The sequence below is a fragment of the Roseovarius sp. MMSF_3359 genome, from assembly GCF_030733385.1.
Lineage (GTDB): Bacteria > Pseudomonadota > Alphaproteobacteria > Rhodobacterales > Rhodobacteraceae > Roseovarius.
Genome location: NZ_JASHJC010000008.1, coordinates 103,527 through 119,580 on the forward strand (window position 1 = coordinate 103,527; position 16,054 = coordinate 119,580).

At 62.5% G+C, this 16,054-nt stretch carries 15 protein-coding genes; 14 read left to right on the top strand and 1 reads right to left on the bottom strand.

The window, feature by feature from the left end; genetic code table 11:
• Positions 1 to 59 precede the first annotated feature (59 nt).
• The 11 genes from RBB29_RS13060 (at position 60) to RBB29_RS13110 (ending at position 12,343) form a co-directional block, all read left to right on the top strand.
• Complete coding sequence (locus RBB29_RS13060) at positions 60 to 2,519, top strand: FAD-dependent oxidoreductase (protein ID WP_306116417.1); 2,460 nt, start codon at positions 60 to 62, stop codon at positions 2,517 to 2,519.
• Positions 2,516 to 3,598, top strand: coding sequence for a zinc-binding dehydrogenase (locus tag RBB29_RS13065; RefSeq protein WP_306116416.1), 1,083 nt, complete (start codon positions 2,516 to 2,518; stop codon positions 3,596 to 3,598). The genes RBB29_RS13060 and RBB29_RS13065 overlap by 4 nt, the downstream gene beginning before the upstream one ends.
• On the top strand, positions 3,595 to 4,194 hold the full coding sequence (locus RBB29_RS13070; protein ID WP_306116415.1) for a dimethylsulfonioproprionate lyase family protein: 600 nt from the start codon (positions 3,595 to 3,597) through the stop codon (positions 4,192 to 4,194). The genes RBB29_RS13065 and RBB29_RS13070 overlap by 4 nt, the downstream gene beginning before the upstream one ends.
• On the top strand, positions 4,191 to 5,321 hold the full coding sequence (locus tag RBB29_RS13075) for a mandelate racemase/muconate lactonizing enzyme family protein (RefSeq protein ID WP_306116414.1): 1,131 nt from the start codon (positions 4,191 to 4,193) through the stop codon (positions 5,319 to 5,321). The genes RBB29_RS13070 and RBB29_RS13075 overlap by 4 nt, the downstream gene beginning before the upstream one ends.
• The gene (locus RBB29_RS13080; RefSeq protein ID WP_306116413.1) at positions 5,318 to 6,430 is read left to right on the top strand and encodes a mandelate racemase/muconate lactonizing enzyme family protein; all 1,113 of its coding nucleotides are present in this window, start codon (positions 5,318 to 5,320) and stop codon (positions 6,428 to 6,430) included. Before RBB29_RS13075 ends, RBB29_RS13080 begins: the two co-directional genes overlap by 4 nt.
• Positions 6,427 to 6,708, top strand: a complete 282-nt coding sequence (locus RBB29_RS13085; RefSeq protein WP_306116412.1) for a cupin domain-containing protein — start codon at positions 6,427 to 6,429, stop codon at positions 6,706 to 6,708. Before RBB29_RS13080 ends, RBB29_RS13085 begins: the two co-directional genes overlap by 4 nt.
• Complete coding sequence (locus RBB29_RS13090) at positions 6,705 to 7,814, top strand: mandelate racemase/muconate lactonizing enzyme family protein (protein WP_306116411.1); 1,110 nt, start codon at positions 6,705 to 6,707, stop codon at positions 7,812 to 7,814. Before RBB29_RS13085 ends, RBB29_RS13090 begins: the two co-directional genes overlap by 4 nt.
• A gap of 144 nt (positions 7,815 to 7,958) precedes the next feature.
• On the top strand, positions 7,959 to 9,062 hold the full coding sequence (locus tag RBB29_RS13095; RefSeq protein WP_306121164.1) for a mandelate racemase/muconate lactonizing enzyme family protein: 1,104 nt from the start codon (positions 7,959 to 7,961) through the stop codon (positions 9,060 to 9,062).
• A gap of 11 nt (positions 9,063 to 9,073) precedes the next feature.
• Complete coding sequence (locus tag RBB29_RS13100) at positions 9,074 to 10,351, top strand: aspartate aminotransferase family protein (protein ID WP_306116104.1); 1,278 nt, start codon at positions 9,074 to 9,076, stop codon at positions 10,349 to 10,351.
• A gap of 308 nt (positions 10,352 to 10,659) precedes the next feature.
• Complete coding sequence (locus RBB29_RS13105; protein WP_306116103.1) at positions 10,660 to 12,099, top strand: ammonium transporter; 1,440 nt, start codon at positions 10,660 to 10,662, stop codon at positions 12,097 to 12,099.
• 13 nt (positions 12,100 to 12,112) lie between these two features.
• Positions 12,113 to 12,343, top strand: coding sequence for a hypothetical protein (locus RBB29_RS13110; protein WP_306116102.1), 231 nt, complete (start codon positions 12,113 to 12,115; stop codon positions 12,341 to 12,343).
• Positions 12,344 to 12,405: 62 nt separating this feature from the next.
• Here the strand turns inward: RBB29_RS13110 and RBB29_RS13115 are convergent, their stop codons facing one another.
• A complete protein-coding gene (locus RBB29_RS13115) occupies positions 12,406 to 13,593 on the bottom strand; it encodes an MFS transporter (protein ID WP_306116101.1) in 1,188 nt (395 codons plus the stop codon).
• A gap of 82 nt (positions 13,594 to 13,675) precedes the next feature.
• Here RBB29_RS13115 and RBB29_RS13120 point away from each other — a divergent pair, with 82 nt between their 5' ends.
• From RBB29_RS13120 to RBB29_RS13130, 3 genes are all read left to right on the top strand, one after another.
• Positions 13,676 to 14,644 carry a GlxA family transcriptional regulator gene (locus RBB29_RS13120; RefSeq protein WP_306116100.1) on the top strand — a complete coding sequence of 323 codons (969 nt, stop codon included), beginning with the start codon at positions 13,676 to 13,678 and terminating at the stop codon, positions 14,642 to 14,644.
• Positions 14,645 to 14,767: 123 nt separating this feature from the next.
• The gene (locus tag RBB29_RS13125) at positions 14,768 to 15,328 is read left to right on the top strand and encodes a GbsR/MarR family transcriptional regulator (protein ID WP_306116099.1); all 561 of its coding nucleotides are present in this window, start codon (positions 14,768 to 14,770) and stop codon (positions 15,326 to 15,328) included.
• Positions 15,329 to 15,429: 101 nt separating this feature from the next.
• Positions 15,430 to 16,050 (top strand): DUF4166 domain-containing protein, encoded by a 621-nt coding sequence (locus RBB29_RS13130; protein ID WP_306116098.1) that lies wholly within the window; start codon positions 15,430 to 15,432, stop codon positions 16,048 to 16,050.
• Positions 16,051 to 16,054: the final 4 nt, after the last annotated feature.

Sequence of the window (16,054 nt, forward strand, 5' to 3'; positions counted from 1 at the left end):
ACATATGTTCGATTAGCCTGTCGAGGAAAATTTCGACTCGTGCGACAAGGAATTGCGATATGTCCGAAAAAACCTTCCCCAACCACGCCCGCGTGGTCATTGTCGGCGGTGGCGTGATGGGGGTGGGGCTTGCCTATCACCTCGCGCATGAGGGCTGGGGGCCCGAGGTTGTTCTGCTGGAGAAGGCCGAACTTACCAGCGGCTCGACCTGGCACGCAGCAGGCCAGATCACCCATTCAACCAGCAGCTTCGGGCTGGGCAAATGCGTCGATTACAACATCGGCCTTTACTCGGGCGGGCTGGAGAAAGAGACCGGGCAAGCTGTCACCTGGCATGGCTGCGGTTCCTTCCGCCTGGCCTATGACGAAGATGAAATGGATTGGCTGCGTCACACGCTCAGTGTTGGTCGCTCACTGGGGTTCAACATCGACCTCGTCGGCCCCGCCGAGATCGCCAAACTGCACCCGTTCTACAATCTGGACGGCGTGATCGGGGCACTGCACACACCCGATGACGGCCATGTGGACCCCACCAACGTGACCATGGCGATGGCCGCAGGCGCTCGCCAATTGGGCGCGCGTATCATCCGCCGGTGCCGCGCCACGAACATCACGCAAGCCGATAATGGCGAATGGGTGGTTGAGACCGAACAAGGCACCATCACCTGCGAACACGTCGTTAACGCGGGCGGCACCTATGCCCGGCAGATGGGAGAATGGTCCGGGCTGCAGCTGCCCATGACGTCGATGACGCACCATTACTTTGTGACCGAAAATGTGCCTGAATTCAAAGATCTGGAGACCGAACTTCCAGTTATTCGCGATGACAAGCTGGTCTCGGGCTATATCCGGATGGAGCAAAAGCGCGGGCTCATAGGGATCTATGAAAAGGCCAACCCCAACACCGTTTGGGAGGATCACTGCCCCTGGGAGGCCGAGAACGAGCTTTTCGATGCCGACTATGACCGGATCATGCCCTGGCTAGAGAACTCTCTCGACCGGATGCCGATCTTTGCCGAGCTTGGGATCACACGCGAAGTCCACGGCGCGATCAGCCACCCACCCGATGGCAATCCGCTGATTGGCCCCGTCGCCGGTGCGCGCAACTACTGGTGCTGCTGCGGTACACAGATCGGCATCGGTTGGGGCCCCGGCCTGACCCGCGAGTTGGCGCGATGGATGGTGCACGGAGCTGCGGATATCTCGATGCGTGAATACGACCCACGCCGTTTTGGAGATTACGCGAACAAGGAGTGGCAAGTCATTAAGGCAAAAGAAGATTATTGCCTGCGCCACGAAATCCCCTTCCCGCATTTCAACCGCCTCGCGGGCCGCCCGATCAAACCCAGCCCGCTCTTTGAGCGGCTCAAGGAAAAGGGCGCCGTCTACGAAGAGGTCTTTGGCCACGAACGGCCCCGCTGGTTTGCCAAAAACGGGGTGGAACAACACGATCACTACAGCTTTGGCCGCAACGAGGTGCATGACATGGTGGGCCTTGAATGCCAGGCGGTGCGCAAGGGCGTGGGTATCATGGACATTTCGGCCTTCACCAAGGTCGAGGTTGCAGGCCCCGGTGCCGCCGCGTTGCTGGACCGACTGGTGGCCAACAAGCTACCGCAAAAGGTGGGTGGCATCACCCTGACCCATATGCTGAACCGCCGCGGTCGGATCGAGCTGGAAACCACCATCGTCAAGTTGAGCGACAACAGCTATTATCTTGTTTGCGCAGCGTTTTTCGAAAACCGCCTCTTGGATCACCTGAACCAAAACCTCGCGGGAGAGGATGTGCAGATCATCCTGCGCTCCAACGATTGGGCCGCGCTTGCTCTCAACGGCCCGAAATCCCGCGAGGTTCTGGCCCAATGCACCGATGCGGACCTGTCGAATGCCGGGTTCCGCTGGCTGACCGCGCAGCAGATCACCGTTGCAGGACACGAACTCTGGGCCTTCCGCATGTCCTACGCCGGTGAGTTGGGATGGGAATTCCATATCCCCCGTGACAGCGCCTTGGCGGTTTATGACGCACTCTGGAACGCGGGTGAGGCGCACGGCATCGCCGATTACGGCAGCTTTGCCATGAACGCGATGCGAATGGAGAAGATGTTCAAGGGTGCGGGGGAACTGACCAACGAGGTCACGCTGCCCGAGGCCGATGTGATGCGCTTTGCCAAGCTCGACAAGGAGTATCTGGGCGTGGACAAGACCCGCGAGAGCGCCGCGCAGACCGCGAGTGGTTCCATGCCCTGGGTATGTGCCTATCTCGAGATCGAACCGGATGGCGCCCATGACGGCCACGGCGGCGAAGCGGTGATGCTGGATGGTAAGGTCGTCGGTTCGACAGCTTCTGTCGCCTACGGGCATACAGTGGGCAAGATTCTGGCCTTTGCTTATATCAAGCCCCACGCCAACGTAGCAGGCACAGAGGTCGAGGTTGTCATCGCGGGCAGCCCCCGCAAGGGCCGCATACTGGATGCACCGGCTTATGACCCCGAAAGCCTGAAGCCAAGGACAGACGCATGACCGATATCCCGACGACAATGAAGGCGATGGTCCTGAAGGGCCATGGTGATCTGGACGCCTATGAGTGGCATGAAGACTGGCCGGTGCCTGAGGTTGGTCCCGATGACGTCCTCATCAAGGTCGGCGCCTGCGGGCTGAACAATACCGACGTCAACACCCGGTCCGGGTGGTATTCCAAGGCCGTGGATGACGGGACCACCGGCGGCGCCCTCGAGATCAACGATGACGATCCGACCTGGGGCGGGCGCCCCCTGTCCTTCCCACGCATCCAAGGGGCCGATGTTGTGGGCCGTGTCGTGGCCGTGGGGGCCAACGGAGACCCGGGCATCATCGGCAAACGCGCCATGGTGGATGGCTGGCAACGGGACTGGTCCGATCCCGGTAACATGGACAAGACCGGCTATTTCGGGTCCGAACGGGATGGCGGCTACGCCGAATATACCTCCGCGGATCGCCGTGATGTTGCCGTGGTGGAAAGCGACCTCAGCGACGCGGAACTGGCCACCTTCCAATGCAGCTACGCCACCGCCGAAGGCATGTTGGTGCGCGCCAATGTCACCGAAAAGGACACCGTTTTGATCCCCGGCGCGTCCGGCGGGGTCGGTGGTGCGCTTATCCAACTGGCCAAGCGCCGTAACGCGCGGGTGATTGCCATGGCGTCCGAGGCCAAGCACGCCGATGTCGCCAAATCGAACCCTGACCGCATCCTGCCCCGCAGCCCCGACAATCTTCGCGCCGCCCTGGGCGATGAGAAAATCACCGTCGTCGCGGATGTGGTGGGCGGCGATGGCTGGCCGGATCTCATCGACATTCTCGAACGCGGCGGGCGGTACACCTGCTCCGGCGCGATTGCCGGGCCGATGGTCACGCTGGACCTGCGTACATTCTACCTGCGCGATCTGACCTTTACCGGCTCCACCGTGAACCCGCCGCATGTCTTCCGCGACATCGTGAGGTACATCGAACGGGGCGAGCTTGAACCGGTTCTCGCGGCGACCTACGACCTGAGCGAGCTGCGCGAGGCGCAGGCGGCATTCATCGCCAAGAAACATACCGGCAATATCGTGGTCACGCCGTGACCCGTGCCGTTTGGGACAGACTTCTGGCCGAGGCCCGCCGTGTCCATGACGCGAACGCCGCACTGCACGCCTTTTGCCCTTTCCCGAACGACATCACGCCACAGCCCCTGTCGCCACATCACGTTCCCGCCGCGGATTTGTTCACCAGGGAGACCGGCCTTGCCGGATCACCGCTGGCCGGGTTTCACGATGCCCTTCTGGCCGCAACGCCGGCCGCCCATTGGCGCGAGACCTACAAGGACACCAATATCGGTCAGGATTTCATGGACCGGTTCGGATGTTATTGCCTGATCGGAGATCAAGGCCCGTTTCACAGCGATCATATGCGCGCCTGGATGGTCTATATGCCGCCCCATCTTCACTATACCTGGCACCACCATCTTGCCGAAGAGGCCTATCTCGTCATCGCCGGCAGCGCCCGGTTCTTTCGGCACAGATCCCCCGAGGTGACCCTGAGCGCAGGCGACACCTTGCAACACCAGAGTAACGAACCTCACGCCATGGAAACAGGCGACAGCCCGGTGCTCTGCTACGTGATCTGGCGCAACGGTTTCGACCTGATCCCGGTTCTGTCGACCGCTGAGGACCTGGCATGAGGATCGCGGCGGTTGATCTCTTCCAGGTCGATCTGCCGGTCAAAGGCGGTGTCTACCGGCTGTCTGGCGGGCGAGAATACACCTCCTACGACGCCACGATCGTGCGGATCACGACGGATTGCGGGATGCAGGGATGGGGCGAAAGCACGCCTTTCGGCGCGACCTATGTCGCCGCGCATGCGGGCGGGACGCGCGCGGCGCTTGACCTTCTGGCCCCCGCCCTGATCGGCATGGACCCGCGCCATCACGACCGGATCTGGGACGCGATGCGCGCCACGCTACGTGGCCACCGCGATGCGCGCACGGCGCTTGATGTCGCCTGCTGGGACATCGCCGCACAGGCCGCCGGGCTGCCGCTTTGCGATATGCTGGGCGGACGTATCCCCGGCCCTCTTCCGGTCATCTCATCCATCGGCGGAGACACGCCCGAGGCCATGCGCGCCAAGGTCGCCGCGCACCGCTCGGAGGGTTTCAAAGGTCATTCCATCAAGATCGGTGCGCAAGAGGTCGAAGGCGGCCCCGCCCTTGATGCCGAACGCATCCGCGCCTGCCTGGCAGACCGGCAGCCCGGTGAATGGTACCTGGCCGATGCCAATAACGGGCTGAGCCCGGAACATGCGCTCCGGATGCAGGCGCTCCTGCCGGACGGGCCTGATTTCGTGCTGGAGGCGCCCTGCGCCACCTGGCGCGAAACGCAGTCTCTGCGCGCCCGGTGCTCTGTTCCCCTTCTGCTCGATGAGTTGATCCAGACCGAAGCCGACCTGATCCAGGCCATCGTCAATGATAGCTGCGACGGGGTCGGGCTCAAAGTGTCGAAACAGGGCGGCATCACGCCGATGATCCGCCAACGCACCATTGCTGCCAGCGCGGGCATGGTCATGTCCATTCAGGACACGGTGGGCAGCGAGATCTCCTGCGCCACGATCCTGCATATCGCGCAATCCACCCCGCGCCATCTGCTGCGTTGTGCCCTGGATACACGCGCCATGATTGACATCACCGTGGCCCATTTGGACGCTCCGGTTGTTAATGGCGGGGTCGAGGCGCCCACCTTGCCGGGCCTTGGCATCACGCCCGACCTGTCCGTCCTCGGCTCCCCCATCGAGAGCTACGGTGCGCGACCATGAAGATCACCCGCATCCGCATCTACAAAACCGACCTGCCATATGTCGATGGCAGCTATGTCTGGGGCGCGGGCAATGCGATTTCCGTGGCCAAGACCTCTGTCGTGGTGATCGACACTGATGCGGGCCTGCAGGGGTGTGGCGAGTTCTGCCCTTGCGGGGAGAACTACATGGTCGCCCACTCGGAAGGAGTTGAGGCGCTGGCCCGCCTAGTCGCGCCGCAGCTTCTGGGAGAAGACCCGCGGCAGGTCGCGCGGATCGAGCGGCTGATGGACCACATTGTGCAGGGCCACGGCTATGCCAAGGCCCCGTTTGATGCCGCCTGCTGGGACCTTCTGGGGCAGGCCACCGGGCAGCCGGTCTGGATGCTGATGGGTGGCAAGCTGACCGATGGCGCGCCGATGTACCGCGTGGCCCCACAACGCGCCCTACCCGAGACGATCGCCGAGATGGACCGCCACCGCGCCGCCGGTTACCGCCAGTTCCAGATCAAGGTCGGCGGTGATTGGGCCACGGATATCGAGCGTATTCGCCAGACCGTACCCCTCTTGCAGCCGGGCGAAAAAGCGATGGCCGATGCCAATCAGGGCTGGCGTGTGGATGATGCGATCCGCGTGGCCCGCGCCACCGCTGACCTGGATTTCATCCTCGAACAGCCCTGCCAGACCTATGAGGAGTGCCAACAGGTCCGCCGCGTCGCCACCCAGCCGATGAAGCTCGATGAATGCGTGACCGGCCTGCACGCCGCGCAGCGGATCGTGCACGACCGCGGCGCCGAGATTTGCTGCCTCAAGATCTCGAACCTGGGCGGACTTTCCAAGGCCCGGCGGGTCCGCGACTTCCTGGTCGAAAACCGCATTCCGGTCGTGGCCGAAGATACCTGGGGCGGGCAGATCACCGGCGCCGCGCTGGCCCATTTTGCCGCCTCGACCCCGGCAGAATACCTGGTGAATTCGACCGACCTGATGAATTACAACTCCCGCAACACCGGCCTTGGTGGCCCGGTCACGGCCGATGGCAAGCTCTTTGCAACCGACACGCCCGGCCTTGGCGTGACCCCGGATTTCGAAAGCCTCGGCGCACCTGTCGCCACCTACGGAGCCTCAGAATGACCCATTGTACCGCGACCCAACTGATCGACGATGCCCGCACCCGGGTGACACGGTTCGATTTCGAACCGGGGCAGGATACAGGCTGGCACAAACATGGGTTCGACTACGTGATCACCGCGATCACCGATTGCCACATGCGCCTCGAACTGCCGGGCGGAGAGGTGAATGAAGTCACCGTGCCCGCGGGGACGGCCTATCGACGTGATGCGGGCGTTGAACATAACGTCATCAACGCAGGTGACGCGCCGATGTCCTTTGTCGAGGTCGAGTTGAAATGAAGATCACGCGGGTTTCTGTCTGGCAGATCGACCTGCCCCTGACCGAGCCCTACTGGCTCTCGGGCGGGCGGCTGAAGTTCGAACGGCTGGATAGCACCTTCCTCCGCATCGACACCGATGAGGGCCTCAGTGGCTGGGGCGAAAGCTGCCCCTGGGGGCATACCTACCTGCCCGCCCATGGCCCCGGTGTCCGGGCCGGGATCGAAACCCTTGCCCCTGCACTGATCGGCCTCGATCCGCGGAGCGTCGATCACGTGAACCGGGTGATGGATGTGCAGCTTCCGGGCCACCCTTACGTCAAATCCGCCGTCGATATCGCCTGCTGGGATATCCTCGGGCAATCGGCCAGCCTACCGCTCTGGCAATTGCTGGGCGGTGCCGAAGCCAGTCCCGTTGCGGTCAACTCGTCGATCTCGACTGGTACGCCGGACGAGATGATCGCGCTCATCAATGCCGCCGCGGAAAAGGGCTACACCGTGCATTCCGCCAAGGTGGGCGGCACGGATATCGCCGCCGATATCGACCGGATCGAGGCCATCTCCGCCGCCCTCCCCGACGGGCACCGCGTGACCTTCGACGTCAACCGCGCCTGGCAACCTGCCACCGCTATCGAGGTGCTGAATTCCGTCACCGCCCGCGATTGGGTCGAGCAGCCGTGCGAAACGCTGGATCAATGCGCCCATGTCGCGGGTCGGGTCCGCAATCCGATCCTGCTGGATGAATGCATGACCACGATGAACGACCACCTGGAAGCCTCGCGGCGCGGGGCCTGCGAAGGCGTCAAGATCAAACCCGGACGCGTGGGCGGGCTTACCAGGGCCCGGCAGATCCGGGATTTCGGCCTCTCTGTCGGCTGGCAGATGCATATCGAAGACGTTGGCGGCTCGGCCCTGGCTGATACCGCCGCGATCCACCTGGCCGCCGCGACGCCCGACGCCAACCGCCTCGCGTCCTGGCTCTGTCATTACCATCTCGCCATCGACCCGGTCCCGGACCAGGGCGCGCGCAACCTCGATGGCGCGGCAACGCCGCCCGATCTGCCCGGTCTCGGGGTTACGCCCGATCCGGATCTGCTAGGCGCGCCAATGGCGATCTACGGGGACTGACCGGATGCTGCATTCCTCCACAACCAACCCGGTGGCCCCGCTTCGCATCCGAGAGGCATATGGCCTTCACCCCAATGCGGCCCGCAGGGCCGCCCCCGGCGACGCGCGCAAGCGCGGCGCAAAACCTCAAGAGACCGACCGCCTATGAAGATCACCCGCCTCTCCCTCTGGCATGTGCCCCTGACCGCCCATGAGACCTATTACATGGCGGATGGCAAAACCTGTGACACGACAACCTCCGTGGTGCTGCGGCTCGATACCGATGCGGGGCTGAGCGGTTGGGGCGAGGTCTGTCCGATCCCGCACTACCTGCCCGCCTATGCCGAAGGTGTGGCTCCGGCGCTGACCGACCTGGCGCCTGCTTTGCTGGGCGCCGATCCGATTGGCCCGCCGGTCTTGATGGCCCGCCTCAATCATCATCTCAAAGGCCATGACTACGCCAAATCCGCGATTGATACGGCCCTTTGGGACCTGACCGCGAAGGCCGCAAAACTGCCGCTCTATGCGCTGCTCGGCGGACGTGCTGTGGCCGACATGCCGCTTTATCACTCGATCACCTGTGTTGCCCCGGAAGAGATGGCGCGCATGGCCATCGCGGCACAAGAAGCGGGCATGACACAGTTCCAGGTCAAACTTGGCGCGGACAATGACTGGTTGGCGGACGTGGCCCGTCTGGAGGCGGTTCGCCGGGCCGTCGGGCCCGGACCGCTGGTCTATGGGGATTGGAATTGCGGGGCGGATCGCCTCACCGCCACCCGCGTGGGTCGGGCCGTGGCGCATCTTGACGTGATGCTGGAGCAGCCCTGCGCCACCATCGACGAATGCGCCGCCGTGCGCGCCGCGACCGGCCTGCCGATGAAGCTCGACGAAAACGCCCATGATCTGCCGACGCTGCTCGAAGGCCATCGTCAGGGGTGCCTTGATGCCGTCGCCCTGAAGCTCAGCAAGTTCGGCGGGCTCTCCGCGATGCGGGTGGCCCGTGACCTCTGCCTGACACTCGGCGCACAGATGTGCGTCGAAGACACCTGGGGCAGCGACATCACCACCGCGGCGCTTCTGCACCTGGCGGCGTCTACCCCGGCGCGCGGGTTGATGAACACCTGCGACCTGAACCACTACGTCGCGCCGCGCCTCGCCCCCGATGCCCCCACCCGCCGCGATGGCCGCATCGCCCCGCCCGAAGGCCACGGCCTTGGCATCACCCCCGACACCGATCTTCTCGGCTCGCCCGACCTGATCCTCGATTAGGAGATACTCACATGCTCAAGACCCGCACTCAGGAAGAATGGATCACCCGCGCGCAGGAGGTTCTGCCCGCCGGCGGCTTCGGCAATTTCGACCCGTCGGTCTTTATCCGCGAGGGCCGTGGCGCCCGGGTCTGGGACGAAGACGGCAATGAATACATCGACTACCTGATCGGCTCCGGCCCGATGCTTCTTGGCCACGATCACCCCGAGGTGCGCGAGGCGATTTTCGAGCAGTTGCCAAAGGGCATGACCTTCTTCACCAACAACGCGCCTGCGATCGAATTGGCCGAAGAGATTTGCCGCGCTGTCCCCTGCGCCGAGCAGCTTCGTTATGTCTCCTCGGGGGGTGAGGCGGATATGTATGCCATCCGGCTCGCCCGCGCCTTCACCGGGCGCGACAAGATCGTCAAGTTCGAAGGGGGCTATCACGGCATGTCCGCCGAGGCACAGATGAGCCTCGCGCCAACCCGGCTCGCGAATTTCCCGCAAGCCGTGCCCGACAGCGCCGGCATCCCGCAAAGTGTCGCCAATGAGATGCTGATCGCGCCCTTCAACGATCCCGATTACATCCGCTCGCTTCTGGCGGAATGGGGGGATCAGGTGGCAGGGATCATCGTCGAGCCGCTGCAGCGGATCATCCCTCCTGCCCCCGGGTTCCTGCAGCTCTTGCGCGAGGAGGCCGACAAGTACGGCATCGTGCTGATCTATGACGAGGTCGTCACCGGTTTCCGCTTTTCCTATGGCGGCGCGCAGGAGCTTTACGGCGTGGCGCCGGATATCTGCACCCTGGGCAAAATCATTGGCGGCGGCTTCCCGCTGGCGGCCATCGCCGGACGCGCGGATATCATGGCGCATTTTGATAAATCCGCCGTCGGCGCCGACCGCTGGCTGATGCAGCTCGGCACGCTTTCGGGCAATCCAGTGGCGTCTGTTGCGGGCCTCAAAACGATGGAAGTCCTGCGCCGCGAGGGTCAATACGACCGGTTGCGCACCCTGGGTCAAACGATCATGGAGATGGCCAGCACCCCCCTCAAGGAACGCGGCATCCCGCACCGGATCGTCGGTGATCCAACCCTGTTCGAAGTCGTCTTTACCGACGGCAATGTCCAAAACTACCGCGATGTCCTGACGTCCGACGCGGCGCGGCAGGAACAGTTCAACCGCGTTCTGCGCCAAGAAGGCCTGCTGAAATCTCCGGGCAAGACCTATCCGTGCCTTGCGCTCACCGACGAAGACCTGGCCCAAACGCGGACCGCCTACATCCGCGCGGCGGACGCGCTCGTGCACTAGAATCGGACCTTTTCGCATCACTGCTGTTTAGTGCGGTCTTTGGACCAAATCGGAAGGTATGCACCTATCCGATTGGATAGCCACTACATATAGTGTGGAATTTTAGGAATAAATTTTACCTGACAGGAAAAACGACGCATGCTAACCTGTTTCCGACACGGCGCTTTTGCAATGAAAAGAGTCGAGTTAGAGGTAGTATTGGTGTACCATCCATAACCACTGATGGACCAATACTAAACCAAAACGAAGGGGCCGCATCAAAAGAGCCCCGCAGACAAAAGCAACTGTCCAAACGGGAGGACAACTGAATGGATACCGATATCGGTGCTTTGACGGTGATATTCACCGAGTTCTATTATTGGGTGACTGTACCGCTCATGTTCCTGATCCATGTAGGGTTCTGCATGTATGAGGTCGGCGCAACCCGCCACAAAAACCACGTTCACACGCTGATGAAAAACACCATGCTCATTCCGCTGGTGACCGTGACCTTCTTCTTCTTTGGCTGGTGGATTTACTTCGCCTTCCCCAATGGTCCGGGCATCACCGGCGGCATCACGCAATCCGACAACGCGGTGCCATGGGGCGAACTCATGGGTACACACCTGGGCGGCCCGGGCGTGGCCAGCCAGGACCCGGTCATGGGCTATGGCGTGGAACTGGGCAACAGCTTCTGGGCGCGCATCAACGGCGTGTTCTGGGCGGCCTTCCTTCTGTTTAGCTGGACCGCGGCCTCGATCGTCTCTGGCGCCACCATCGAACGTATCCGTCCCTCGGCCTTCTGGATCCTGGCCGTTGTCATCGGTTCGTTCACCTGGATCATCGACGCGGCCTGGGGCTGGCACCCGGATGGCTGGATGGTCACGCAGCTTGGCTATCACGATGCCTACGCTTCGGGGGTTATCCATGCGATTGCCGGTGGCTTCGCGCTTGGGGTGGTCTGCGTGCTTGGGCCACGGATCGGCAAATTTGCCCCCGATGGCACCCCACGCAACATCAACCCGCATAACAAGTGGCTCGTCACCATCGGCCTCTTCCTGATCTATTGCGGCTTCTGGGGCTTCTACGTCGCCTGTAACGTGCCGATCATCGACCACGGGACACTTGGCGGTGCCGAAGGCGTGGTGAACTTCACCGCGACGACGATCTACCTGACGCCCACAACGCTGTCGGCCATCGTGTTCAACTTCCTGATGTCGCTCTCGGGCGGTCTCATCATGGGGTACATCGTGTCCAAGGGCGAGGCATTCTGGACGTATTCGGCCGGTCTTGCCGGGGTCATCACCGCATCCGCGGGCAACGACCTCTACCACCCCTACCAGGCGATGATCATCGGTGCGATCGGTGCTTACTGTGCCTACAAGCTCCACTTCTGGGTCGAGCGCAAGTTCAAGATCGACGATCCGGTGGGCGCGATTGCCGTGCATGGTTATGCCGGTTTCATCGGTCTCATCATCTGTGGCTTCATGCTCTGGGGTCACCCGGCGACGGCGGCCTATCATGATCCGGGTGCGGTTATCACACCCTGGGGCCAACTGGCCGGTGCGATCATCATGTTCGGTGTTCTGGGCTTCCTGCCTGCCTTCATCGTCTCGAAGATCCTTTCGGGCATGGGCATGCTGCGGGTGCCGCCGGCAGTTGAACTGGTCGGGCTCGATATGAGCGAGGAAATGGCCGAAGAGGCTGATGCCATCGCGATTTCCGAGGCCGATATCGCCGAGGCCAAGCGCCTTGGTCTGCTGAGTTAAGGAGGACGATGATATGTCAACGACACAAGTAGAAACCTGGTCCGGCGCAGATCTTTCGCAGATCGGACCGATCTATCCGATGGTCGGGATGGAGTTCATCCTCTTCATCATCTGCGTCCTCTTCTGGCTGGCCTTCCACGTCATGCAGGCGGGAATCGAAAAACGCGAGATGGAGGCCGATGACGCCGCCGCCCGGAGCCCGGAGCGACTAAAACGGGTATTCGAGGAAGAAGCGAAAGAGTAGCTCAGCCAGCTATTCGTGTGATCTCGGCGCCGACCTTCGGGTCGGCGCCTTTTTATTGGCGTTCATATCTCCGCGGCCATCTTCCGGCGGCTGAAAACCAGCACACCGGCAATCACGCAGATCAGGATCGGCAGGGCGATCAGGTTCAGGGAGATCCACCCAAGCCCGGTGACAACCGCCCCCGATGCAAAGGCACATACCGTCGAGGCCAGCGCGACAATCGTGTCATTGGCCCCTTGTACACCTGCGCGCTCTTCGGGCGCGAGGGCACTGGACAGCATGGCTGTGGCCCCGATGAACCCAAAATTCCAACCGATGCCCAGGAGGATCAGCGCAAGGTAAAAATGCAGCGCCGACAATCCGCTTGCCGCAACCGCCGCCGATGCACCCAGCAACGCCAGGCCGCACAGCGCGACCGGTTGCGCTCCTACCCGCTTGATGACGAAGCCGGTCACGAAACTCGGCGCGAACATCGCCACCACGTGCCAGCGTATCACGTCCCCCGCCATCGTCTCCCCCAGGCCACAGCCGATCATGGCAAGCGGCGTGGGTGCCATCAGCAGAACCATGAACCCTTGCGCCGCACCGGCGATGACCACCGCCTTGATGACCGGCCCGCGGCGCAGTGCGGCAGAGACCTTGGCTCGTCTCGGCCCCCTCCCCGGTGCCGTTCCCCCGGGCATCCGGACAATGGCCAGGGGGATCATGCCGAGCAGGCTGACAACACTGATGGCCGCATAGGCGCCGGCCAGGGGCACAGGCGCAAAGAAATCCTTGGTGGCAATGAAGATCTGCGGGCCGACCAGGGCCGCCACCAACCCCGAGGTCAGCATCAGCGATATCGCCACCGGCTGCCACCTGTCCGGCACCACCTCGGCGGCGGCAAAGCGGAAGTACTGGTAGCAGGCCAGTGCCGCGCCGAAAAACACATGGCTGAGGCAGAGGAGAAGGAAACTCCCCTGCAACAGCGCGAATGTGCCGATCACGCCGCCCAATGTCGCGATGGCCCCGCCCAGCAGGAAGCCAGCCGTGCGCCCCAATCGCCCCATCAGCAACGAAAACGGTCCCGCCGCCGCCAGCCCTGCCAACATCTGCACCGACGGTGGAAAGGTCGCCAGCGCCTTGCCCGGTGCCAGCATCAACCCGGCGAGGCCGCCAAGGATGATCAACATGGGCATCGCCACGCCCAGGACCGTATTTGCGGTCAGCAACCCCACGAAATCACGCGCGCCGGTCTGTTCCTCTGCCATGATGCACCTCTTTCAATCGATCTTGACCAACCTGGTTCTAGCTGCCATTGATTTTGTCTGAAATGTCAATTGAGCGTCAAATTTGGACAAATCACCTACCAACCGCAATATCGACGTCCTGATTTTCGAGGGTGTGAACCTGCTCGATATCGCGGGACCGGTGCAGGCGTTCGAGGCGGCGCTCCATCATGACCGCCGGGTCTATGCGCATCGGTATGTCAGCTTTGACGGCGGGCCGGTGCGGGCGTCGAACGGATTGCTCTTGCAGGCCGACTGCGCCCTTGCAGGCAGGGTGCCGGGGCGTGACTTTCTGGTGCCCGGCGGAGATGGCGTAGACGCAGCCCTGCGCCACCATCCACTGCTTGACGCCGTGCGCGACAAAGCGGCCGAGACCTCGGGCGCCCGCCTGATCTCGATCTGCTCGGGGGCGTTGATCCTTGCAGCCGCCGGGGTGCTTGATGGCCGCCCGGCAACGACCCACTGGTCCCGCGAAGGGGATACGCGCGATTACGCGCAGGTGATGTGGGACCTCGACCGGATCAGCGTATCACAGGACAACGTCTTTACCTCCGCGGGCGTGACGACGGGGATCGACCTGGCGCTGGCGATCATCCGTGCGGATTGCGGCAATGCCACCGCCCTCGCGGTCGCACGGGAGCTGGTGGTGCAACTGCGCCGTACCGGCGGGCAGAGCCAATATGCCATCCATCTGGCGGGGCAATTCACCCGCGACGACAATCTTGGGCGGTTGATCGAGGCGGTCATCGCCCGCCCCGACCGGGACTGGACCCTCGACGATCTGGCGCGTGAAGCCGGGATGAACAGCCGGACCCTGTCGCGGCAGTTCAACCGGCACCTCAAGACCTCTCCGGCGCAGTTCGTCGAACGTGTCCGCGTCGATCATGCCCGTGGATTGCTGAGTGAACGGATGCCCCTCAAGACCGTCGCCAGCAGCAGCGGCTTTGGCGACACGCAACGAATGCGCCGCGCGTTTCAACGGCATTTCGGCGTCGGTCTTGGGGACTACATCCGCATTTTCGGTGACGGATGACGTGCCGAATAGACACAAAATCAAATACTTACCGCCGGTTCAGCTCTCTTTGTGCCCGGCTGGCGCAGGGTTGTAACATTCGTTGGGCTTGACTTTATTGCGGATATGACAGATATTTCTGTTATGACAGAAATTATAGATACCACCGATTCTTCGGCCAAAGCCCAGTTCATCCTCTATTGGGGCGACATGGGCAGCCAATGGGGCGTCAACCGATCGGTGGCGCAGATCCACGCGCTGCTCTTCCTGAGCGTCAGCCCGATGAACGCCGAACAGATATCCGAGGAGTTGGGCATCGCACGGTCCAACGTGTCGAATTCGCTCAAGGAGCTGGTCGGCTGGAAACTCATCCGCCGCGTCCCCCTGCCCGGCGACCGGCGAGAACATTTCGTGGCCGAGGTCGATGTCTGGGAAATGGCGATGCTGATCGCACAGGGCCGCAAGGAGCGCGAGATCGACCCGGCCATGGCCGCCATCGACATGTGCCTGAAACAGGCCGCGGACGAGCCGAACCTCAATCCCGTGGTCCTTGGAAGGATGCAGGAAATGCAGACCTTTCTGCAAACCGCCGACCGCTGGTCTACCCAGATGCTGTCGGTTCCCAAATCCAAGCTGAACGCGTTGATGAAGATGGGCGACAAGGTGTTTTCCCTTCTGAAATTCACCGGCAAGAAGTCCGAATAGCCACGTCGCTTTTTATTTGACTGTTTATTTCTCTCTGTACAGAAATAAACGATTTTACTGAACGCGTTGATGTTATGATGATACACCCCGCCCCTCTCCCGATGGCCCGCCACACAGACACCCGGTTTCGCGACCTTGTGGGGGCGAAAAACTGGAGCTGCCTGCCTCGCGCGATCCGCCAACGCTTTGGCAAACGCCTGAGCGGCGGGGCCAGCGTGACCTATCAGGGCCAGGTGACGGTGATGCGGATGAACCTCGCCGGGAAGGTCCTTGCCAATCTCGCCCGGCTGGTGGGCGCGCCGCTTCCCTTCGATGCCTCCGCCGTGGGTCAGCCCGCGATTGTCTCGGTCACCGAGGATATCGCCACCAATGGGCAGTTCTGGATCCGCCAATATGGCCGCGCCGCAGGGTTTCCGCAGGTGGTCCACAGTTCCAAACGCTTTGACGGCCCGACCGGGCTTGAGGAATACGTGGGCTATGGCATCGGCATGGCGCTCAGGGTCGAGACCGGCCCCGATGCGCTCTACTTCAAGAGCGACCACTACTTCCTTCAAATCCTGGGTCGCCGCCTGCGCCTGCCGCGCTTTCTCAGCCCCGGGAGGTTGGTGATCGGCCACCATGACCTGGGCCACGGTCAGTTCATCTTTTCGCTCGACCTCAAACACCGTCTGCTGGGTCAGTTGATCCGGCAGGACGCCCTTTTCAACGACGCCAAGGAGTAAATGT

Excerpts from the sequence above, each read along its gene's own strand:
- RBB29_RS13105 (WP_306116103.1), top strand. The coding sequence starts at position 10,660 with ATGGATACCGATATCGGTGCTTTGACGGTGATATTCACCGAGTTCTAT.
- RBB29_RS13100 (WP_306116104.1), top strand. The coding sequence starts at position 9,074 with ATGCTCAAGACCCGCACTCAGGAAGAATGGATCACCCGCGCGCAGGAG.
- RBB29_RS13065 (WP_306116416.1), top strand. The coding sequence starts at position 2,516 with ATGACCGATATCCCGACGACAATGAAGGCGATGGTCCTGAAGGGCCAT.
- RBB29_RS13115 (WP_306116101.1), bottom strand. The coding sequence starts at position 13,593 with ATGGCAGAGGAACAGACCGGCGCGCGTGATTTCGTGGGGTTGCTGACC.
- RBB29_RS13090 (WP_306116411.1), top strand. The coding sequence starts at position 6,705 with ATGAAGATCACGCGGGTTTCTGTCTGGCAGATCGACCTGCCCCTGACC.
- RBB29_RS13060 (WP_306116417.1), top strand. The coding sequence starts at position 60 with ATGTCCGAAAAAACCTTCCCCAACCACGCCCGCGTGGTCATTGTCGGC.
- RBB29_RS13125 (WP_306116099.1), top strand. The coding sequence starts at position 14,768 with ATGACAGAAATTATAGATACCACCGATTCTTCGGCCAAAGCCCAGTTC.
- RBB29_RS13075 (WP_306116414.1), top strand. The coding sequence starts at position 4,191 with ATGAGGATCGCGGCGGTTGATCTCTTCCAGGTCGATCTGCCGGTCAAA.
- RBB29_RS13110 (WP_306116102.1), top strand. The coding sequence starts at position 12,113 with ATGTCAACGACACAAGTAGAAACCTGGTCCGGCGCAGATCTTTCGCAG.
- RBB29_RS13080 (WP_306116413.1), top strand. The coding sequence starts at position 5,318 with ATGAAGATCACCCGCATCCGCATCTACAAAACCGACCTGCCATATGTC.
- RBB29_RS13095 (WP_306121164.1), top strand. The coding sequence starts at position 7,959 with ATGAAGATCACCCGCCTCTCCCTCTGGCATGTGCCCCTGACCGCCCAT.
- RBB29_RS13130 (WP_306116098.1), top strand. The coding sequence starts at position 15,430 with ATGGCCCGCCACACAGACACCCGGTTTCGCGACCTTGTGGGGGCGAAA.
- RBB29_RS13085 (WP_306116412.1), top strand. The coding sequence starts at position 6,427 with ATGACCCATTGTACCGCGACCCAACTGATCGACGATGCCCGCACCCGG.